Genomic DNA, 16,878 nt, shown 5'->3' with positions numbered 1-16,878 from the left:
AGTTTAATTTCATTTATTTAAGGAGAAGCTATGAAAAAACTTGCCAAACTGATGTTAGTTACCCTACTTACCGCGGCTGCAACAAGTAGCTATGCGAAATTTAAAGTAGCCACCACCTTTACGGTGATTCAAGATATTGCGCAAAATGTTGCTGGAGATGCCGCAGAGGTGTATTCTATCACCAAACCAGGAGCGGAAATTCATGAATATCAGCCCACCCCAAAAGATTTGGCTCAAGCACAATCGGCGGATTTGATCCTATGGAATGGGTTAAATCTTGAACGTTGGTTTGAGAAATTTTTTCAGAATATGAAAAATGTCCCGGCTGTGGTAGTGACAGAGGGCATTACTCCTCTTTCCATTTATGAGGGAGAATATCAAGGCAAGCCTAATCCTCATTCTTGGATGTCCACATCTAATGCGTTAATTTATATTGAAAATATTAAAAATGCGTTGATTAAATATGACCCCGCAAACGCCGAGACCTACAATAAAAATGCAGCTACATATATGGAAAAAATTAAAGCTTTAGATGCGCCGTTACGTGAGAAATTAATGCAAGTGCCCGCCGAAAAACGTTGGCTCGTTACGAGTGAGGGGGCATTTAGTTATCTCGCAAAAGATTATGGTTATAATGAACTTTATCTTTGGGCAGTTAATGCAGAACAACAAGGCACACCAAAACAGGTGCGTAAAGTGATTGATGAAGTACGCCAACATAATATCCCTGTAGTTTTTAGTGAAAGCACGATTTCAGATAAACCAATGAAACAAGTAGCCAAAGAAACAGGGGCAAAATACGGTGGTGTACTTTATGTGGATTCCCTTTCCACCGCTGATGGTCCTGTACCAACTTATATTGATTTATTAAAAACAACAGTATCCACCGTTGTACAAGGATTTGAAAAATAATGCAAAATATTACCGCTGCTATTCATGTTGAAGATGTCACCGTTCGTTATAATAATGGACATATTGCGATTCAAAATGTATCGTTCCAACTGGAGGGTGGGACGATCTGTGCCTTACTCGGCGTTAATGGGGGCGGTAAATCCACGTTGTTTAAAAGTATCATGGGCTTGATCCGCTATCAACAAGGTAATATTCAACTTTGCCATTTGCCGGTAGAAAAAGCCCTCAAACAAAACTTGATTTCCTATGTGCCACAAAGTGAAGATGTGGATTGGCAATTTCCGGTGTCAGTGTATGATGTGGTAATGCAAGGTCGCTATGGTTATATGAATTTTCTACGCATTCCCACCGCCCTTGATAAACAAAAAGTCCAGCAAGCGATGGAACGTGTGGATATTCAACATTTGGCAGATCGCCAAATCGGTGAACTGTCCGGCGGTCAGAAAAAACGGGTCTTTTTAGCCCGTGCCTTAGCCCAACAAAGTAAGGTGATTTTGCTTGATGAACCCTTTACCGGCGTGGATGTTAAAACCGAAAATGCCATTGTGGATTTACTCGGTCAATTGCGTCAAGAAGGGCATCTCATTTTAGTGTCTACCCACAATTTAGGATCCGTGCCTGATTTCTGTGATCAGGTGGTGATGATTAACCGGACGGTAATCGCTGCCGGTTCCACCGAAAGTACTTTCAATCAGCACAATTTAGAAACATTATTTGGTGGTGTACTACGTCACGTTAAATTAGCTAACCAAGATTTACATGATGATGAAGATGAACGGGCGGTTACCGTATTAACTGATGATGAACGTCCTGCCGTGTTCTATGGCCAAACTAAAATTGATCCCCCTGCACCGATTCGCAAGAAAGACAAACAGGAACCACCATCATGTTAGAAATATTACTTGAACCCTTTAGCTATAATTATATGGTGAAAGCCATTTGGGTCAGTGCGGGTGTCGGAGGAATCTGTGCATTTTTGTCCGCTTATTTAATGCTAAAAGGTTGGTCATTGATCGGTGATGCACTTTCTCACTCAGTGGTTCCCGGGGTGGCGATTGCCTATTCTTTATCTTTACCTTATTCAGTTGGCGCATTTTTTTCCGGTATTTTAGCCGCACTTTCGATTCTTTGGGTCAAATCCATTACCAAATTAAAAGAAGATGCGATTATCGGCTTTATATTTACTACGTTTTTTGCCATAGGCTTATTAATTGTTTCACTCAACCCGACTTCTGTGAATGTAGAAAGTATTGTGTTAGGTAATATTTTAGGCATTTCGGATGAAGATGCAGTACAAATCGCGATCATTACAGTGATTAGCACGATCTTATTACTGTTATTTTGGAAAAATCTATTGTTGGTTTTCTTTGATGAAATCCAAGCTATTTCGGTAGGCTTATCCCCTTATCGTTATAAAGTATTATTTTTCAGTTTGTTAAGTGCGTGTATTGTGGCGGCATTACAAACCGTTGGCGCAATTTTGGTGATTGCAATGGTGGTAACACCCGGTGCAACGGCTTACTTACTCACGGATAAATTCCATAAACTGATTATTATTGCCGTTTGCCTAGGCATTAGTACCAGTATCATTGGCGCCTATATTAGCTATTTCTTAGATGGTGCTACTGGTGGCATCATTATTTGCTTACAAACGTTGTTATTTTTATTAGCGTTCTTTTTCTCACCAAAATACGGCGTATTGATGCGAAATAAACGACCAAATATACAGGAGAATGCCTAATGGATATGCTTATCAACTGGTTTGCTGAACCTCTTTCTTACCCTTTTATGCAAATGGCATTATTCACCGCTATTATAGTGGCTATTGTGTGTGCTATTTTATCTTGTTATTTGGTATTAAAAGGTTGGTCATTAATGGGCGATGCCATTTCCCATGCCGTCTTGCCGGGTATTGTTGTCGCCTATATAAGTGGTTTGCCATTAATGTTTGGTGCGTTTCTCTCTGGCTTATTTTGTTCTTTAGCCATTGGTTATTTAAAAGAAAACAGCCGAATTAAAGAAGATACCGTGATGGGTATTGTGTTTTCGGGAATGTTTGCCTTTGGTTTAGTGTTATTTGTGAAAGTCGAAAGTGATCAACATTTAACCCATGTTTTATTTGGTAATTTACTCGGTGTTGGATTTAATGACTTTCTACAAATTATGATTATTTCAATTATGATCTTCATGATTATGCTGTTAAAACGCCGTGATTTTTTACTTTTCTGTTTCGATCCAAGCCATGCTCGAGTAGTTGGTTTATCACCACGTGTTTTACATTATGGCTTACTTATTTTATTAGCACTCACTATTGTTGCCGCCATGCAAGTAGTCGGCGTCATTTTAGTGGTCGCCATGTTAATTTCGCCGGGTATCACCGCCTTTATGCTGACCAAAAAATTTGACACGATGATTGCGATTGCCATGCTCAGTTCAGTATTATCAAGCTTCTTAGGCACCTTAATTAGCTTTCATCTTAATGCAGATATTGGTCCTTGTATAATCCTGTTACAAGCGGTTATTTTTGTGTTAGCATTGTTGTATTCCAAATTTAAAATACAACAAATTCAACCTCTGAAAAAGCTAAAAAGTGCGGTGTAAAAAATGCAAAATTTTCAACTCGAACAACTCATTAATCAAAAACTTAATGCTCAAGCCATTTCCGACTATGCACCAAATGGCTTACAAGTGGAAGGCAAAAGCGAGATAAAAAAAATGATCACTGGCGTAACCGCAAGTCTTGCTTTGATCGATCACGCTATTCAACAAAAAGCCGACGCTATTTTAGTTCATCATGGTTATTTTTGGAAAAGCGAAAATCCTTGTATTCGGGGTATGAAAGGTGAACGAATTAAACGTTTGCTAGTCAATGATATTAATTTATACGGCTATCATTTACCGTTGGATATTCATCCTGAACTGGGTAACAATGCCCTACTCGCTCAATTGCTCGGTATTGAAAATTTACAACCATTGGAACAAGGCTCAAACAGTATTCCGATGTGGGGAATGTTGAGAGAATCTGTTGCTGCGCAGGATTTTAGTCAACAAATTGCACAAGTATTAGGCAAAACACCGATAACCTGTGATGTAGAAAAATTTAACCCAAACGCACCGCGGTTAATTCACAAAGTTGGGATTTGTACTGGTGGTGGTCAAGGCTATATTGATCTCGCCTACTCGCAAGGCTGTGATGCCTTTATCAGCGGTGAAATTTCCGAACAAACCACCCATTCTGCTCGAGAACAAGGGATTCATTATTTCGCTTGTGGACATCATGTCACCGAACGTTACGGTATTAAAGCTTTAGGCGAATGGCTTGCAAACGAATATGGTTTTGATGTGGAATTTATAGATATTGATAATCCGGCTTAACACAATCTATCTGATCAGTAAATTCTATCAACCGCACTTACCGATACCGATGTCAAATACAATGATTTGGCAACTCTGTTTTATGTCACAAAAAACGTATAATATTCAATCTATTGAGTATTAACTTAAAGAAATTTCCCTGATAAATCAAAATATTATTTCTCGATAAAATTTGACTTTCGGATAAAAGTATGTTTATTATGAAAACATCTAGTAATTAATAAGCTAATTTCTAGGTAGTTATATTTCAATAAACAATAAACTATACAGAAAAAATAAAAAATAAGGAGAGCATTGTGAGTCAATTCGATAAAAAACGTGAAGAGTTATTAGATGAAATCCGCGATATTTTAATTAATGCGGAAGAACTGTTTGACGAAAAAAGTAAATCTGGCGAAGCTGAGTTGAAAAAACTAAAAGAGAAGTTAAATTCTCGTGTTAGTAATGCAAAAGAAAAATTTGCGAGTTTACAAGAAGATGCTATTGCCAGTGCTAAAGATGCAGTGGCAAGTGCAAAACAAGTAGTAAAACAAACCGATTCTATCGTACAAGACAATCCATATAAAGCGATTGGTGTAGCGGGGGTGATCGGATTATTACTTGGCGTTTTAGTTAGCAAAAAATAATCACGAGATGTTATCATTAGATCTGAGTTGCTTGGCTTCAAGCAACTCAATTTATATTATTTTCTAAGGAGATCTGATGCAAGCCATTCAAAATATCAAAACCGGTGTAAAGAATATTTTCATTACGATGCTTGAATTAGCTCAAGTTCGCTTAGAGATGGCACGTATCGAACTAAGCCAACATACTCGACACTTAGTGTCGGTGCTGATCTCAGTATTAATATTGATCGTATTATTATTTATAGCATTAATGAGTGGACTATTTGCGATCAATACCTATTTCGATGACCCTAGCCAACGCCTGATTGCCTTTTCTAGTATTAGTGGAATTGCGTTATTATTTATTATTATCTCTATTTTTGTGATTTTTAATGGACTAAAAAAACAACGTAGTTTTATGCAAAGCACGCTTAAAGAAGTGAAATTAGATATTGCCACCCTTAAACAACTAGCAAACCATTCTAATTCAAATCAATAGGTGGGAAAAATGAAAGATCAATTAACCGAAGAAAAAGAACTGCTCATCATAAAAGGCGACGCATTGAGAATGAAATTATTAGCGCAGGGGCAACGTACTCAGCAAAATATCGTCTATCCTCTCGCTCAAATTAAACATATGGGCTCCACACTAGCACAACCTGCAATCCGGGCCTTATTTCTTTCGTTACTCAATCGAAAACTGTTATCCATAAAAGGGTTAACTTACTCCGCCCTAGGATTAAGCACCTTATATCTATTAAATAAAAAGAAATAATATTCAGGTCAGCTTTGCGTTCTTGTGTTTTTGTCTTATACTAGACAAGTTTTTCAATCACATTTTAAACATCAATTAGGATAGATTATGAGTTTCTTAACAGGTAAACGAATTTTAGTCACTGGTCTTGCTAGCAACCGCTCCATTGCTTACGGTATTGCAAAAGCGATGAAAGCGCAAGGTGCTGAATTAGCTTTCACTTATTTAAACGATAAATTACAACCACGGGTGGAAGAATTTGCCAAAGAATTTGGTTCAAGTATCGTTCTACCATTAGACGTAGCGACCGATGAAAGTATTCAACACTGTTTTGCTGAGTTGAGTAAAAGTTGGGAGAAATTTGACGGTTTTGTGCATGCTATTGCTTTCGCACCGGGTGACCAATTAGATGGTGACTATGTGAATGCTGCTACTCGTGAAGGCTATCGCATTGCTCATGACATTAGTGCATACAGCTTTGTAGCAATGGCACAAGCGGCTCGTCCTTTGTTAAATAAAAATGCCGCTCTTTTAACCCTATCTTATTTAGGGGCGGAACGTGCGATTCCAAATTATAACGTCATGTGTTTAGCCAAAGCCTCGCTTGAAGCCGCAACACGTGTCATGGCAGCAGATTTAGGTAAAGACGGTATTCGTGTAAACGCTATTTCCGCAGGTCCAATCCGTACGCTTGCAGCATCTGGTATTAAAAACTTCAAGAAAATGTTAGCGACATTTGAAAACACTGCCGCATTACGTCGTACCGTGACCATTGATGACGTAGGCAATTCTGCGGCATTCTTATGTTCTGATTTAGCCTCTGGCGTAACAGGCGAAATCTTGCACGTTGATGCAGGCTTTAGTATCACCGCAATGGGCGAATTAGGCGAAGAATAAACCTAGTTTTTCGTATTTTTGTATGGGCGAACCGATGTGTTCGCCCGTATATTATTTTATAAGACAATAAAAATGTTTCAAAACAATCCTCTACTCTCTCAACTCAAACAACAACTGCACGATAGCAAAGTACGTGTGGAAGGCACGGTAAAAGGTACAGATAAAGCCTATGGTTTCCTCGAAACTGATAAAGAAACCTTTTTTATCTCTCCACCAGATATGAAAAAAGTGGTACACGGCGACAAGATTAAAGCCGTGATCGAAGAAGTGGGTGACAAAAAACAAGCCGTTCCCGAAGAATTAGTCGAAACCCTGTTAACCCGTTTTATCGCTAAAGTGCGGTTTAATAAAGACAATAAATTACAAGTGTTAGTGGATCACCCTAATATTAATCAGCCGATCGGTGCCGTTCAATTAAAAACTGTACCCGAACAATTAAAAGAAGGCGACTGGGTAGTGGCAACCCTTAAAACACACCCACTACGTGATGATCGTTTTTTATTTGCTCAGGTCAGCGAATTTATTTGCCGTGCAGAGGATGAATTTGCGCCATGGTGGGTTACTTTGGCTCGTCATCAACAATCTCGCTATCCCGTGCAAGGACAGGATAGCTATGCTATGCTCGATCAACAAACTCGTGAAGATTTAACCGCACTTCATTTTGTCACCATTGACAGCGAAAGCACGCAGGATATGGACGATGCATTATATATTGAGAAAATCGAGCAAAACGGCGAGCAAACAGGTTGGCGTTTAGTGGTGGCGATTGCTGATCCGACTGCTTATATTGATATTCATTCACAAATTGAACAAGATGCCAAACAACGCTGTTTCACCAATTATTTACCGGGCTTTAACATTCCCATGCTGCCACGGGAATTATCAGACGATCTTTGTTCTTTAATGCCAAATAAAATTCGCCCAGCCTTAGTTTGTTATATTGAAACCGATCTCAAAGGAGAAATCACTAACCAACCTTATTTTGTTTCCGCTTATGTGCAATCCAAAGCGAAACTGGCTTATAACAAGGTGTCCGATTATTTGGAGCAACAACCTAATGCGTGGCAACCTGAAACAACGGAAATAGCTGAGCAGGTCAATAATTTACACCAATTTGCGTTGGCTCGTATGCAATGGCGTAAAACTCACGGTTTATTATTTAAAGAAAAACCAGATTATAGTTTTGTGCTTGCAGAAAATGGTCATATTTTAGACATCAAAGCCGAACATCGCCGTATTGCTAATCAAATCGTGGAAGAATCTATGATTATCGCCAATATTTGTGCGGCACATTATCTTGATGAACAAGCTAAAACAGGTATTTTCAACGTCCATAAAGGTTTTGATAATAAATTTCTGACTAACGCTCACCATTTCTTAATGGCGAATTTTGCTAATGATGATAATCGAGCAGAATTAGCACAACGTTATTCCGTAGAAAACTTAACTACCCTCAACGGCTATTGCCAAATGCGACACGACATTGAGCCATTTGCAGGCGATTATTACGAATTTCGCCTACGCCGTTTCTTAACCTTTGCCGAATTTAAAGCAGAATTAGCACCGCACTTTGGTTTAGGATTAACAGGTTATGCCACATGGACATCACCCATTCGCAAATATTCCGATATGGTCAATCATCGCTTAATCAAAACCGCGATAGCCAACCAACATGGAGCGAACTTACCTTTCATTAAACCATCAGATGACATTTTAGCACGCCTGCAAGAATCACGCCGTCAAAATCGCTTAGTGGAACGAGATATTGCCGACTGGTTATATTGCCGTTATCTGAACGAAAAGGTAGCCGAAAAACCACAATTTGAGGCGGAAATACAAGATGTGATGCGTGGCGGTTTACGTGTGCAACTGTTAGAAAATGGAGCAAGCGTATTTATTCCAGCATCTACCATTCACCCGAATAAAGACGAAGTAGAACTGAATTCTGATGAAATTGCGTTATATATCAAGGGTGAACGCTGTTATAAAATCGGTGATATTGTTAAAATTCAGTTAAATGAAGTCAAACTTGAAACTCGAAGTTTGATCGGAGAAGTGGTGATTTAAATAAAAAGTCTGCCCCAGTGTAAGTTAGATTTAGTATCCATAGGGGCAGCGCATACGAATCTATGCCTTGGTAGGCTTAATGATCTCACTTGGGTAACACCCTAACACTTTCAAAAAAGTACTATACTCTTTTAATTCTTGCAAGACCTGTTGGGTATTGGGATGATGAATATTGGCTTCGATTTCCAAATAAAACATTTCTTCCCACGGCGTACCATAAATCGGGCGAGATTCGAGTTTGGTCATATTAATTTGATGTTTCTTAAACACATACAACGCATCAACCAACGCACCGGCCTGTTGTCGAGTAGTCATTAATAACAGGGTTTTACTGGCTATTTGCGGTGAAACAGATAAAGGTTCTTTCGCAAGAACAATAAAACGGGTGATATTATTGGGTTGATTGGCAATATCCGTTTTTAATACTCGCAAACCATATAAATGACCACCATCTTCATTACCTAAGGCGGCAATATTCGGTTTATTCAAACTGGCGACTAATTCCATGGCATGCGAGCTACTTTCACAGTATTCAATATGCACGCGATCCAAACTACGAATGAATTGGCTACATTGTTGAATGACTTGGGGATGACTATACAACGTATCAATTTGACCAAGATCCTGCTGTTGGTTGACTAGCACACAATGTTTAATGGGATAAGCTAATTCCCCCACCAAAGAGAGATCGGTATGTTGTAATAAATCATATACATCATTAATAGAACCTGACGTGGTATTTTCTAACGGCACCACCCCAACATCCGCTTCACCCGATTTGACTTTGTCAAAAATTTGTTCAAAGGAACTACAACTTAATTCTACTAATTGTTCTTGATAACGTGTGGCATAATTACGAGCGGCTAAATGCGAATAAGAGCCTCGTTTGCCTAAAAAGGCAATATGAATATTCTGTTCACGTTGTTGGTTGAGTTTTTTCTGTAAATAAACCTGTTGTGTTACTACCGAATCTTCAATAATCCGTTGAAAAATTTGGGTAATATATTGTGGTTCAAGTTGATAATTCTGGCTTTCTGCAAAATTGACTAATTCTTGTAATAAGATTTGCTCACGTTCTTCATCACGTAAGGGTTTTTGGGTAATTTCTTTGCTCCGCACCACATCAAACGCCAAACGATGACGTTCAGATAATAATTTTAGTAAACTGCGGTCAATTTGAGTAATTTGCTGACGAATTTCAGTTAAATCCTGTGCCATAAAATAAAAATATCCTGTAATAAAAATGAGGGTCTGATGAACTTTCAACAGACCCGATTATAGCATAGGGCTAACATTAACGATAAATAATCTCGCCTTTTGGCTCAAATTTGCTGGCATCCAATGGTGAATGCTTTTGTAAATATTGTTTCATTACATCTGCATCAATAAAGCCAGAATCCACATAGGTTGGATGATTTTTCAATACTGGATAGCCGTCACCACCTGAGGCACTATAATTTGGCAAAGATAAACGATATTTTTTGCTCAAATCTAATGGCTCGCCTTTGACTTTAATCTCCGTAACAGTTTTATTGGCATAATCTACCACCATGGAAATTCCAACAAATTGCGGATAGCCACCAGAATCAGTTTCTTTTAATGCCACCACGTTTAAGTAGTCTTGTAGTTCTTGTCCCGTTAAATCAGCGTAACTTACTGCATTACCAAAAGGTAATACTTTCAACACATCACGATAAGTCACTTCGCCTTCATTAATTGAATCACGTACTATACCGGAATTGACCAACCCAATATCTGCATTCACTTTGTCACGCTCAACTTCTGCCACTAAACGCCCTAAATTAGTTTGTTTAAAGCGAACCACCGAACGTTCCCCTTCTAATTTACCTTTGACAGTACCGACTTTTTCACCCAATAATTCATTACCTTTTGCTTGGTAAGATTCAACTAATTTTGCTACTTCTGGATCTTGTGGAATTTCTTCTGTATAAAATTGATATTCGGTTTTACCATCTGCCGTTTGTACTTTTTTCTTTAAATTTACTGGAATTAATTGATAATGTTCAAGTTTTAATTCACCATTTTTAAAACTGAAATCTGCACGCCCAACATATTTACCCCATTCATGAGCTTGCATAATCCAACTACCATTTTGGTAATCTGGTTTACAAGGATCTGTTGGTTTGTAGTCCTCAATCCATACTCCCTTTTCATCCACACAAACAGGATCATGGGTATGTGCCCCAATAATCATATCAAACGCCCCCTTATCCAATTTACGAGCCATGGATACATCACCCGGAGCATTTGAACCAAATTTACCATCATAGTAATAACCCATATGGGTCAGAGCAATTTTCACATCTGGCTTTTCATTTTGCGCTAACTCCGCCAACACTTTTTTAGCAGTTTCTGTTGGATCATCAAAACGAATCAAATTCATATATTCAGGATTACCTAATATTGCCGTGTCTTCTGTGGTTAATCCTACCACCGCAATTTTTAAATCCTGCTTATTCAAAATAGTATAAGGTTTTACCAAATGTTTACCGCTTTTTTTCAAATAAATATTCGCTGATAAGAACGGGAATTCCGCCCATTTTTCTTGCATATCCAACAATTGCAATGGATTATCAAATTCATGATTACCTAATGTCATCGCTTCATAACCGACCATATTCATCGTCTTAAAATCAGGCTCGGCATTCTGAGAATCTGACTCAGGTACACCAGTATTAACATCCCCAGCATTTAACAAGATCACTGATCCACCTTGTTTTTCAACTTCTGTTTTGATCTGATCAACTAATGTTTTTTGTGCGGCTAAACCAAATTCGCCTTTATCATTTGGGGCAAAGTGTCCATGTAAATCATTAGTATGTAATACAGTAAAATGGTAAACCTTATCTTGTTGGTATGCCATGGCAGAAGCAGTGAGTAATGCCATAGAAAGCGCGGTCATTTTTGGTAAAATTTTCATAATAAGTCCTTCTAGATGGAATGATAAAGACAAAAAAAGCCACACTCAGAAAAGTATAGCTTTTTGATAAATTTTATTAAATTAACACTTGCTGTGTTATTACATAACCTTTTGGTACAGCTTGTTTATCTCCAAAGGTGACGAATTCCCATGCTTCTTGATTATCTAATAAGGCTCGTAACAATTTGTTATTTAAGCCGTGACCAGATTTATATGCACTAAACTCACCAATAAGGTTGTAACCACACATATATAAATCACCGATAGAATCCAACATTTTATGGCGAACTAATTCATCTTTAAAACGTAGTCCATCTTCGTTGAGCACACGGTAATTATCTAATACGATAGCATTATCCAAACTACCACCTAAAGCCAATCCTTGTGACTGGAGATATTCAATATCTTTCATAAACGCAAAGGTTCTTGCACGGCTAATTTGTTGTACAAAATTTTGTGCAGAAAAATCCAATTTGTAATGGCTTAATTTTTTAGGAATCGCTGGATGATTAAAATCAATCGTGAAATTTAAACGGAAACCGCTATAAGGCTTAATTTCTGCCCATTTATCACCGTCTTCTACTCGTACAGTTTTCTTCACACGAATAAATTTTTTCGCCGCATCTTGTTCTTCAATGCCCGCATCAAGCAATAAATAAATAAACGGGCTAGCACTACCATCCATAATCGGAATTTCCGGCGCATCTACTTCAATAATTACATTATCAATGCCTAAGCCTGCTAACGCGGCATTAAGATGTTCAACGGTAGAAATACGCACACCTTGATCATTCACTAAACAAGTACAAAGCATGGTATCACGTACAGCTTTTGCCTCTGCAGAGAAACTGACGGGCGGATTAAGATCGGTACGACAATAAATCACCCCTGTATTCACTGCAGCTGGGCGTAAATGCAAAGTCACTTTATTACCGCTGTGCAATCCCACACCGGTCACTTTAATGCTTTGTTTTAATGTTCTTTGTTTAATCATATTTTTTCTCAACTTTTTACAAAATGATTAACATTTTATTTTAGCTATTATTACCACGTAAAAAAGCAGGCTTAAACACATCATTATTTAATGGTGTTGGTCGTGTTGTTTCAAGTGGCTTTTGATATGTTGAAGTTTGTTGCTCTGGTAATCCAGACGGTTGTCTTACCTGACCAACTGTTTGTGTGACTGCCGCCACAGGCTCTTCCACATCACCAATCCCCGTAGCAACAATGGTCACACGAATTTCATCTGACATTTCTGGTACTAAGCTGGTACCCACCACTACGGTTGCCTCATCCGAAGCGAAAGAACGAATAATATCACCTACCGCATAAAATTCATCTAAACCCAAATCTAAACCAGCGGTAATATTAACTAATACCCCTTTAGCACCAGATAAATCAACATCTTCTAACAATGGACTGGCCACAGCATCTTGAGCAGCTTTTTCAGCACGTCCATCACTTGATGCACCTTTGGCGATACCAGAACCCATCATAGCACGTCCCATTTCTGACATAACAGTACGCACATCAGCAAAGTCAACGTTAATTAATCCCGGTGCAGTAATCATATCAGAAATACCCGTCACAGCATTACGAAGAATATCATTTACCGTAGAAAATGCTTGAACTAAAGTAGTATTTTTACCTAATACCTTTAATAATTTTTCATTCGGAATACTAATTAAAGAATCCACATGCTTGGATAGCTCTTTAATACCCAATTCCGCAAACGCCATGCGTTTTTTACCTTCAAAAGAAAATGGTTTAGTCACCACCGCAACGGTAAGAATGCCTAACTCTTTTGCGACTTGTGCAACAATAGGCGCAGCACCAGTACCGGTACCACCTCCCATACCTGCTGCAATAAACACCATATCCGCGCCCTCAAGCATCGCTCGAATCGCTTCTTGATCGTCTTCGGCAGCTTTACGCCCTACATTTGGATTCGCGCCAGCCCCTAAACCACGAGTGGTTTCTGCACCGATTTGTACTGTTTGCTGAACCTTACTTTTGCGTAAAGCCTGCGCATCCGTATTTACTGCATAGAAGATAATCTCACCATGTTCATCACTCGCAAGAGAATCTTCTCCCACAAGTGAGCCACCATTATTCAGTAAACTATCTACCATATGGTTGACGGCATTACCTCCACCGCCACCAACACCAACTACTTTAATCAGCGTGCGACCGACTTCATCATCAAAATCATATTGTACCGGGTCAAACATTTATATTCTCCGTGGGTGCTACCAAAAGAGCCTAGCACATAAATTATTCTAAAATTCTTCCTATTGTAGATGAAAAATGCAAAATTATCAAAACTCAGAGCCAACTTTCTTCAAAATTTCTTTCATTCCACCCCAAATTGAGCCTAAAAAACTGCCTTCGGATGTAAAACTTTCTATTAATCGAGTATTTTCTTCATCATTATGATGACTATATTGTAACAAACCGAGTACAGTCGCATATTGTGGTTTATTCACATAATCCGTTAATCCTGTGATATTCAATGGATGACCAACACGAACATGAAAGCCAAAAATTTCCGTGGCACATTTTGCAATATCTTCCATATTTGCCCCACCACCAGTTAACACAACACCTGCAATTAAATCCGCTTTAATATCTTTCTTAATTAGCTCTTGGCGTAAATTATCTAACTCATTTTTTACCACAAACAACAAATCAGCATAACATTTTGATGTCACATCTACAATTTGCGCTTTGCTAAAGGTACGTGCAGTCGTTCCGCCAAGTCCTGCTACTTCGACCTTTTTCTTGGCAAAATGTTCAATTAAATCTTGGCTAGGATTCACCGCACTTCCGTAGTTAATTTTAATATTTTCGGCTTCATGACGAGATGTGGTTAAACTCTGAGCCACAAAATCAGTAATATCATTCCCCCCATAAGGGATCACCTTGCTGTAACGTAATGCTCCATTGGTATATACCATAATATCCATGGAACCTGCCCCAAAATCCACCAAGCAAACGCCTAAATCTTTCTCATCTTCAGTTAACACCGAATAACTTGATGCCAAGCCAGAAAAGACGACTTTATCTACTTTTAAACCACACTGCTCTACCGCTTTTTGTAGATTACTTAACCAAGCTTGATGACAACCAATTAAATGCGCCTGTGCTTTTAAACGCATGCCTTGTAAACCTAATGGATTCTTAATATTTTGTTGCTGATCGACGGCATATTCTTGTGGAATAACGTGTAATAAAGACAAGCCTTCGGGCAATTTAACCGAACTCGCAGTGTGCATGGCGGCATCTATTTCATCTTGCGTCACTTCGTTGTTGGCAATGGGTTCAAGACCGCTATCATTTAGGCTTTGAATATGTTTTCCAGTAATTGCAAGGGTGACGGATATAATTTGACAATCTGCGACTGCTTCCGCACTTTCAATGGCTCGTTGAATAGATTTCACCACCGCAGATAAATCTGTAATGCTACCTTTATCAATGCCTTTAGATGGACAACTGCCATAACCCAGCACATTCACTACGCCATCAGGTAATATCTCGCCTACCACCGCCACCACTTTTGATGTGCCGACTTCTAATCCTACAATGGTTTTTGATTCTACAATTTTTGCCATATTCATCACTTCGCTATTTATTTAATAATATCAGTGAAATTCACTGCCGCACCCACTTTATATCTTAGATCAACATAATTAATTTTTTTATTTTCCGGCACTTCAATTTGTGGATAAATCGTCACAAAACGATCAATTTTGCTTTTCCACTCACCACGTCCTAATTTTAAGGTAATGTCGTTATCTAACATAATCTCCCAAGAACCTCGTTCGTTTACTGCTAAGGTTTTTAGGCTTAAATTTTTTGCTTTTAAGTCTTTATAAATTTTATACCACGCTTCTAGTACTTCCTTACTTTGGTAATCTAAGCCAAATAACCGTGGCATATCAGTATTTTTTAGTTTATCAAAGGGTAAGCTAAACACGGTACCATCACTGGCAACAAATTCATTCTCATTCCAATAAGCTACTGGCGTATATTCTATAACTAAAATACTTAACCGATCAGGCCAAATTTTACGAACTAGCGCTCCTTTTATCCAAGGCATACTCTGAATTTGGTCTCGCACCGCATTCACATCTTGCCCGAAAAAACCTTTTAATTCACCCATTTGTAAAATTTGATCGCGTACATCTGAATAGGTTGTATATTGTGGCGAACCTAACAACGCAAAAGCACTAATCGGTTTGTCATCCAATTTCTCTAACCATGCTTGCCAGTTGGTATAAGTATAATATAGCAAACCTAAGCACAATAGCAAAAGCAATGGTTTGATCTGAATTAAACTTTTCAGATCAAACTCTGGCATTTTGGCTGTTTTCTGCTTCGATTTACGTTTAATCACGGACATTAAACACTTAACTCCAAGATTTTTTCTACTAACTGCGCAAAAGAATAACCCACCGTTTTAGCTGATTTTGGAAATAAACTATGGCTCGTCATCCCTGGTGTGGTATTCACTTCTACTAAACGGAAATTCCCTTTGCTATCGGTCATCACATCAATCCGGCTCCAACCACGACAGCCAACCACGTCATAAGCACGTTTCACCAAACTACGCAACTCTTGCCAACGTTCATCACTTAATGGCATCGGACAAATATATTGTGTATTATCGGAAATATATTTCGCCTCATAATCATAAAATTCCCCCTCGGGGACAATTTGTACCGCTGGCAACACTTCATCACCTAAGACTGGCACGGTTAATTCATCACCAGACAACCATTCTTCAATTAATACCGTATCATCATGTTGTAGGGCTAACTCTACTGCGGCTTTTAAATCTTCTGCCGCTTTGACTTTAGTCAACCCAACGCTGGAGCCTTCACGTGAAGGTTTTACCATTAATGGCAAGCCTAAGCGCGCTACCACCGCTTGTGGATCGAGTGAAAGTGCGGTGTTTTTAGTGACAATTTCCATATCAGCAATCGGTAAACCAAAGCCTTTCCATAACATTTTAGTTCGCATTTTATCCATGGTTAATGCAGATGTCATGACGCCACAACCCGTATATGGCAAACCAATTTGTTCCAATACACCTTGAATCACACCGTCTTCGCCACCCCGTCCGTGCAAAATATTAAAGGCACGATCAAAGCCTTGTTCGCTTAATTCAGCTACGCTAATTTCTTTTGGATCGAGTGGGTGAGCATCATAGCCTTGTGAGCGTAACGCTTGCAGTACAGCAGCCCCTGAATTTAAGGAAACTTCACGTTCTGCTGATGTGCCACCTAATAATACGGCGATTTTTTGTTGTTTTAATGGTTTCATTG

17 protein-coding genes are annotated in these 16,878 nt (G+C 38.7%); 10 read left to right on the top strand and 7 right to left on the bottom strand.

Annotated features, from left to right (window positions below; all coding sequences use genetic code 11):
- Positions 1–30 precede the first annotated feature (30 nt).
- The 10 genes from E0709_RS04040 (at position 31) to rnb (ending at position 8,610) form a co-directional block, all read left to right on the top strand.
- A complete protein-coding gene (locus E0709_RS04040; protein WP_132301318.1) occupies positions 31–912 on the top strand; it encodes a metal ABC transporter substrate-binding protein in 882 nt (293 codons plus the stop codon).
- Positions 912–1,805, top strand: a complete 894-nt coding sequence (locus tag E0709_RS04035; protein WP_132301320.1) for an ATP-binding cassette domain-containing protein — start codon at positions 912–914, stop codon at positions 1,803–1,805. The genes E0709_RS04040 and E0709_RS04035 overlap by 1 nt, the downstream gene beginning before the upstream one ends.
- A complete protein-coding gene (locus E0709_RS04030; RefSeq protein WP_132301322.1) occupies positions 1,799–2,653 on the top strand; it encodes a metal ABC transporter permease in 855 nt (284 codons plus the stop codon). Before E0709_RS04035 ends, E0709_RS04030 begins: the two co-directional genes overlap by 7 nt.
- Positions 2,653–3,513 (top strand): metal ABC transporter permease, encoded by an 861-nt coding sequence (locus E0709_RS04025; RefSeq protein ID WP_132301324.1) that lies wholly within the window; start codon positions 2,653–2,655, stop codon positions 3,511–3,513. Before E0709_RS04030 ends, E0709_RS04025 begins: the two co-directional genes overlap by 1 nt.
- Positions 3,514–3,516: 3 nt before the next feature.
- Complete coding sequence (locus E0709_RS04020) at positions 3,517–4,287, top strand: Nif3-like dinuclear metal center hexameric protein (RefSeq protein WP_132301326.1); 771 nt, start codon at positions 3,517–3,519, stop codon at positions 4,285–4,287.
- Between the two features lie 293 nt (positions 4,288–4,580).
- The gene (locus E0709_RS04015; protein WP_132301328.1) at positions 4,581–4,913 is read left to right on the top strand and encodes an ElaB/YgaM/YqjD family protein; all 333 of its coding nucleotides are present in this window, start codon (positions 4,581–4,583) and stop codon (positions 4,911–4,913) included.
- Positions 4,914–4,989: 76 nt separating this feature from the next.
- Positions 4,990–5,391, top strand: a complete 402-nt coding sequence (locus E0709_RS04010; RefSeq protein WP_132301330.1) for a phage holin family protein — start codon at positions 4,990–4,992, stop codon at positions 5,389–5,391.
- Positions 5,392–5,400: 9 nt separating this feature from the next.
- Complete coding sequence (locus tag E0709_RS04005) at positions 5,401–5,667, top strand: hypothetical protein (RefSeq protein ID WP_132301332.1); 267 nt, start codon at positions 5,401–5,403, stop codon at positions 5,665–5,667.
- 87 nt (positions 5,668–5,754) lie between these two features.
- The gene (locus E0709_RS04000; RefSeq protein ID WP_132301334.1) at positions 5,755–6,543 is read left to right on the top strand and encodes an SDR family oxidoreductase; all 789 of its coding nucleotides are present in this window, start codon (positions 5,755–5,757) and stop codon (positions 6,541–6,543) included.
- A gap of 72 nt (positions 6,544–6,615) precedes the next feature.
- Positions 6,616–8,610, top strand: a complete 1,995-nt coding sequence (rnb, locus tag E0709_RS03995; RefSeq protein WP_132301336.1) for an exoribonuclease II — start codon at positions 6,616–6,618, stop codon at positions 8,608–8,610.
- A gap of 60 nt (positions 8,611–8,670) precedes the next feature.
- Here rnb and pheA read toward each other — a convergent pair whose 3' ends face one another.
- From pheA to E0709_RS03960, 7 genes are all read right to left on the bottom strand, one after another.
- Positions 8,671–9,828 carry a prephenate dehydratase gene (pheA, locus tag E0709_RS03990; protein ID WP_132301338.1) on the bottom strand — a complete coding sequence of 386 codons (1,158 nt, stop codon included), beginning with the start codon at positions 9,826–9,828 and terminating at the stop codon, positions 8,671–8,673.
- Positions 9,829–9,904: 76 nt separating this feature from the next.
- Positions 9,905–11,551, bottom strand: a complete 1,647-nt coding sequence (ushA, locus tag E0709_RS03985) for a bifunctional UDP-sugar hydrolase/5'-nucleotidase UshA (RefSeq protein ID WP_132301340.1) — start codon at positions 11,549–11,551, stop codon at positions 9,905–9,907.
- Positions 11,552–11,627: 76 nt separating this feature from the next.
- Positions 11,628–12,545 (bottom strand): UDP-3-O-acyl-N-acetylglucosamine deacetylase, encoded by a 918-nt coding sequence (gene lpxC, locus E0709_RS03980; protein WP_132301342.1) that lies wholly within the window; start codon positions 12,543–12,545, stop codon positions 11,628–11,630.
- Positions 12,546–12,585: 40 nt separating this feature from the next.
- Positions 12,586–13,782, bottom strand: a complete 1,197-nt coding sequence (ftsZ, locus tag E0709_RS03975) for a cell division protein FtsZ (protein ID WP_132301344.1) — start codon at positions 13,780–13,782, stop codon at positions 12,586–12,588.
- An 87-nt stretch (positions 13,783–13,869) separates the two neighbouring features.
- Complete coding sequence (gene ftsA, locus E0709_RS03970) at positions 13,870–15,162, bottom strand: cell division protein FtsA (protein ID WP_132301346.1); 1,293 nt, start codon at positions 15,160–15,162, stop codon at positions 13,870–13,872.
- Positions 15,163–15,179: 17 nt separating this feature from the next.
- Positions 15,180–15,953 carry a cell division protein FtsQ/DivIB gene (locus tag E0709_RS03965; protein WP_132301348.1) on the bottom strand — a complete coding sequence of 258 codons (774 nt, stop codon included), beginning with the start codon at positions 15,951–15,953 and terminating at the stop codon, positions 15,180–15,182.
- Positions 15,953–16,876 (bottom strand): D-alanine--D-alanine ligase, encoded by a 924-nt coding sequence (locus E0709_RS03960; protein ID WP_132301350.1) that lies wholly within the window; start codon positions 16,874–16,876, stop codon positions 15,953–15,955. Before E0709_RS03960 ends, E0709_RS03965 begins: the two co-directional genes overlap by 1 nt.
- Positions 16,877–16,878 lie beyond the last annotated feature (2 nt).

This window comes from Lonepinella koalarum (assembly GCF_004565475.1).
Lineage (GTDB): Bacteria > Pseudomonadota > Gammaproteobacteria > Enterobacterales > Pasteurellaceae > Lonepinella > Lonepinella koalarum.
Note: the sequence above shows the minus strand (reverse complement) of the source record. Positions and strands in the feature narration are given on the sequence as shown.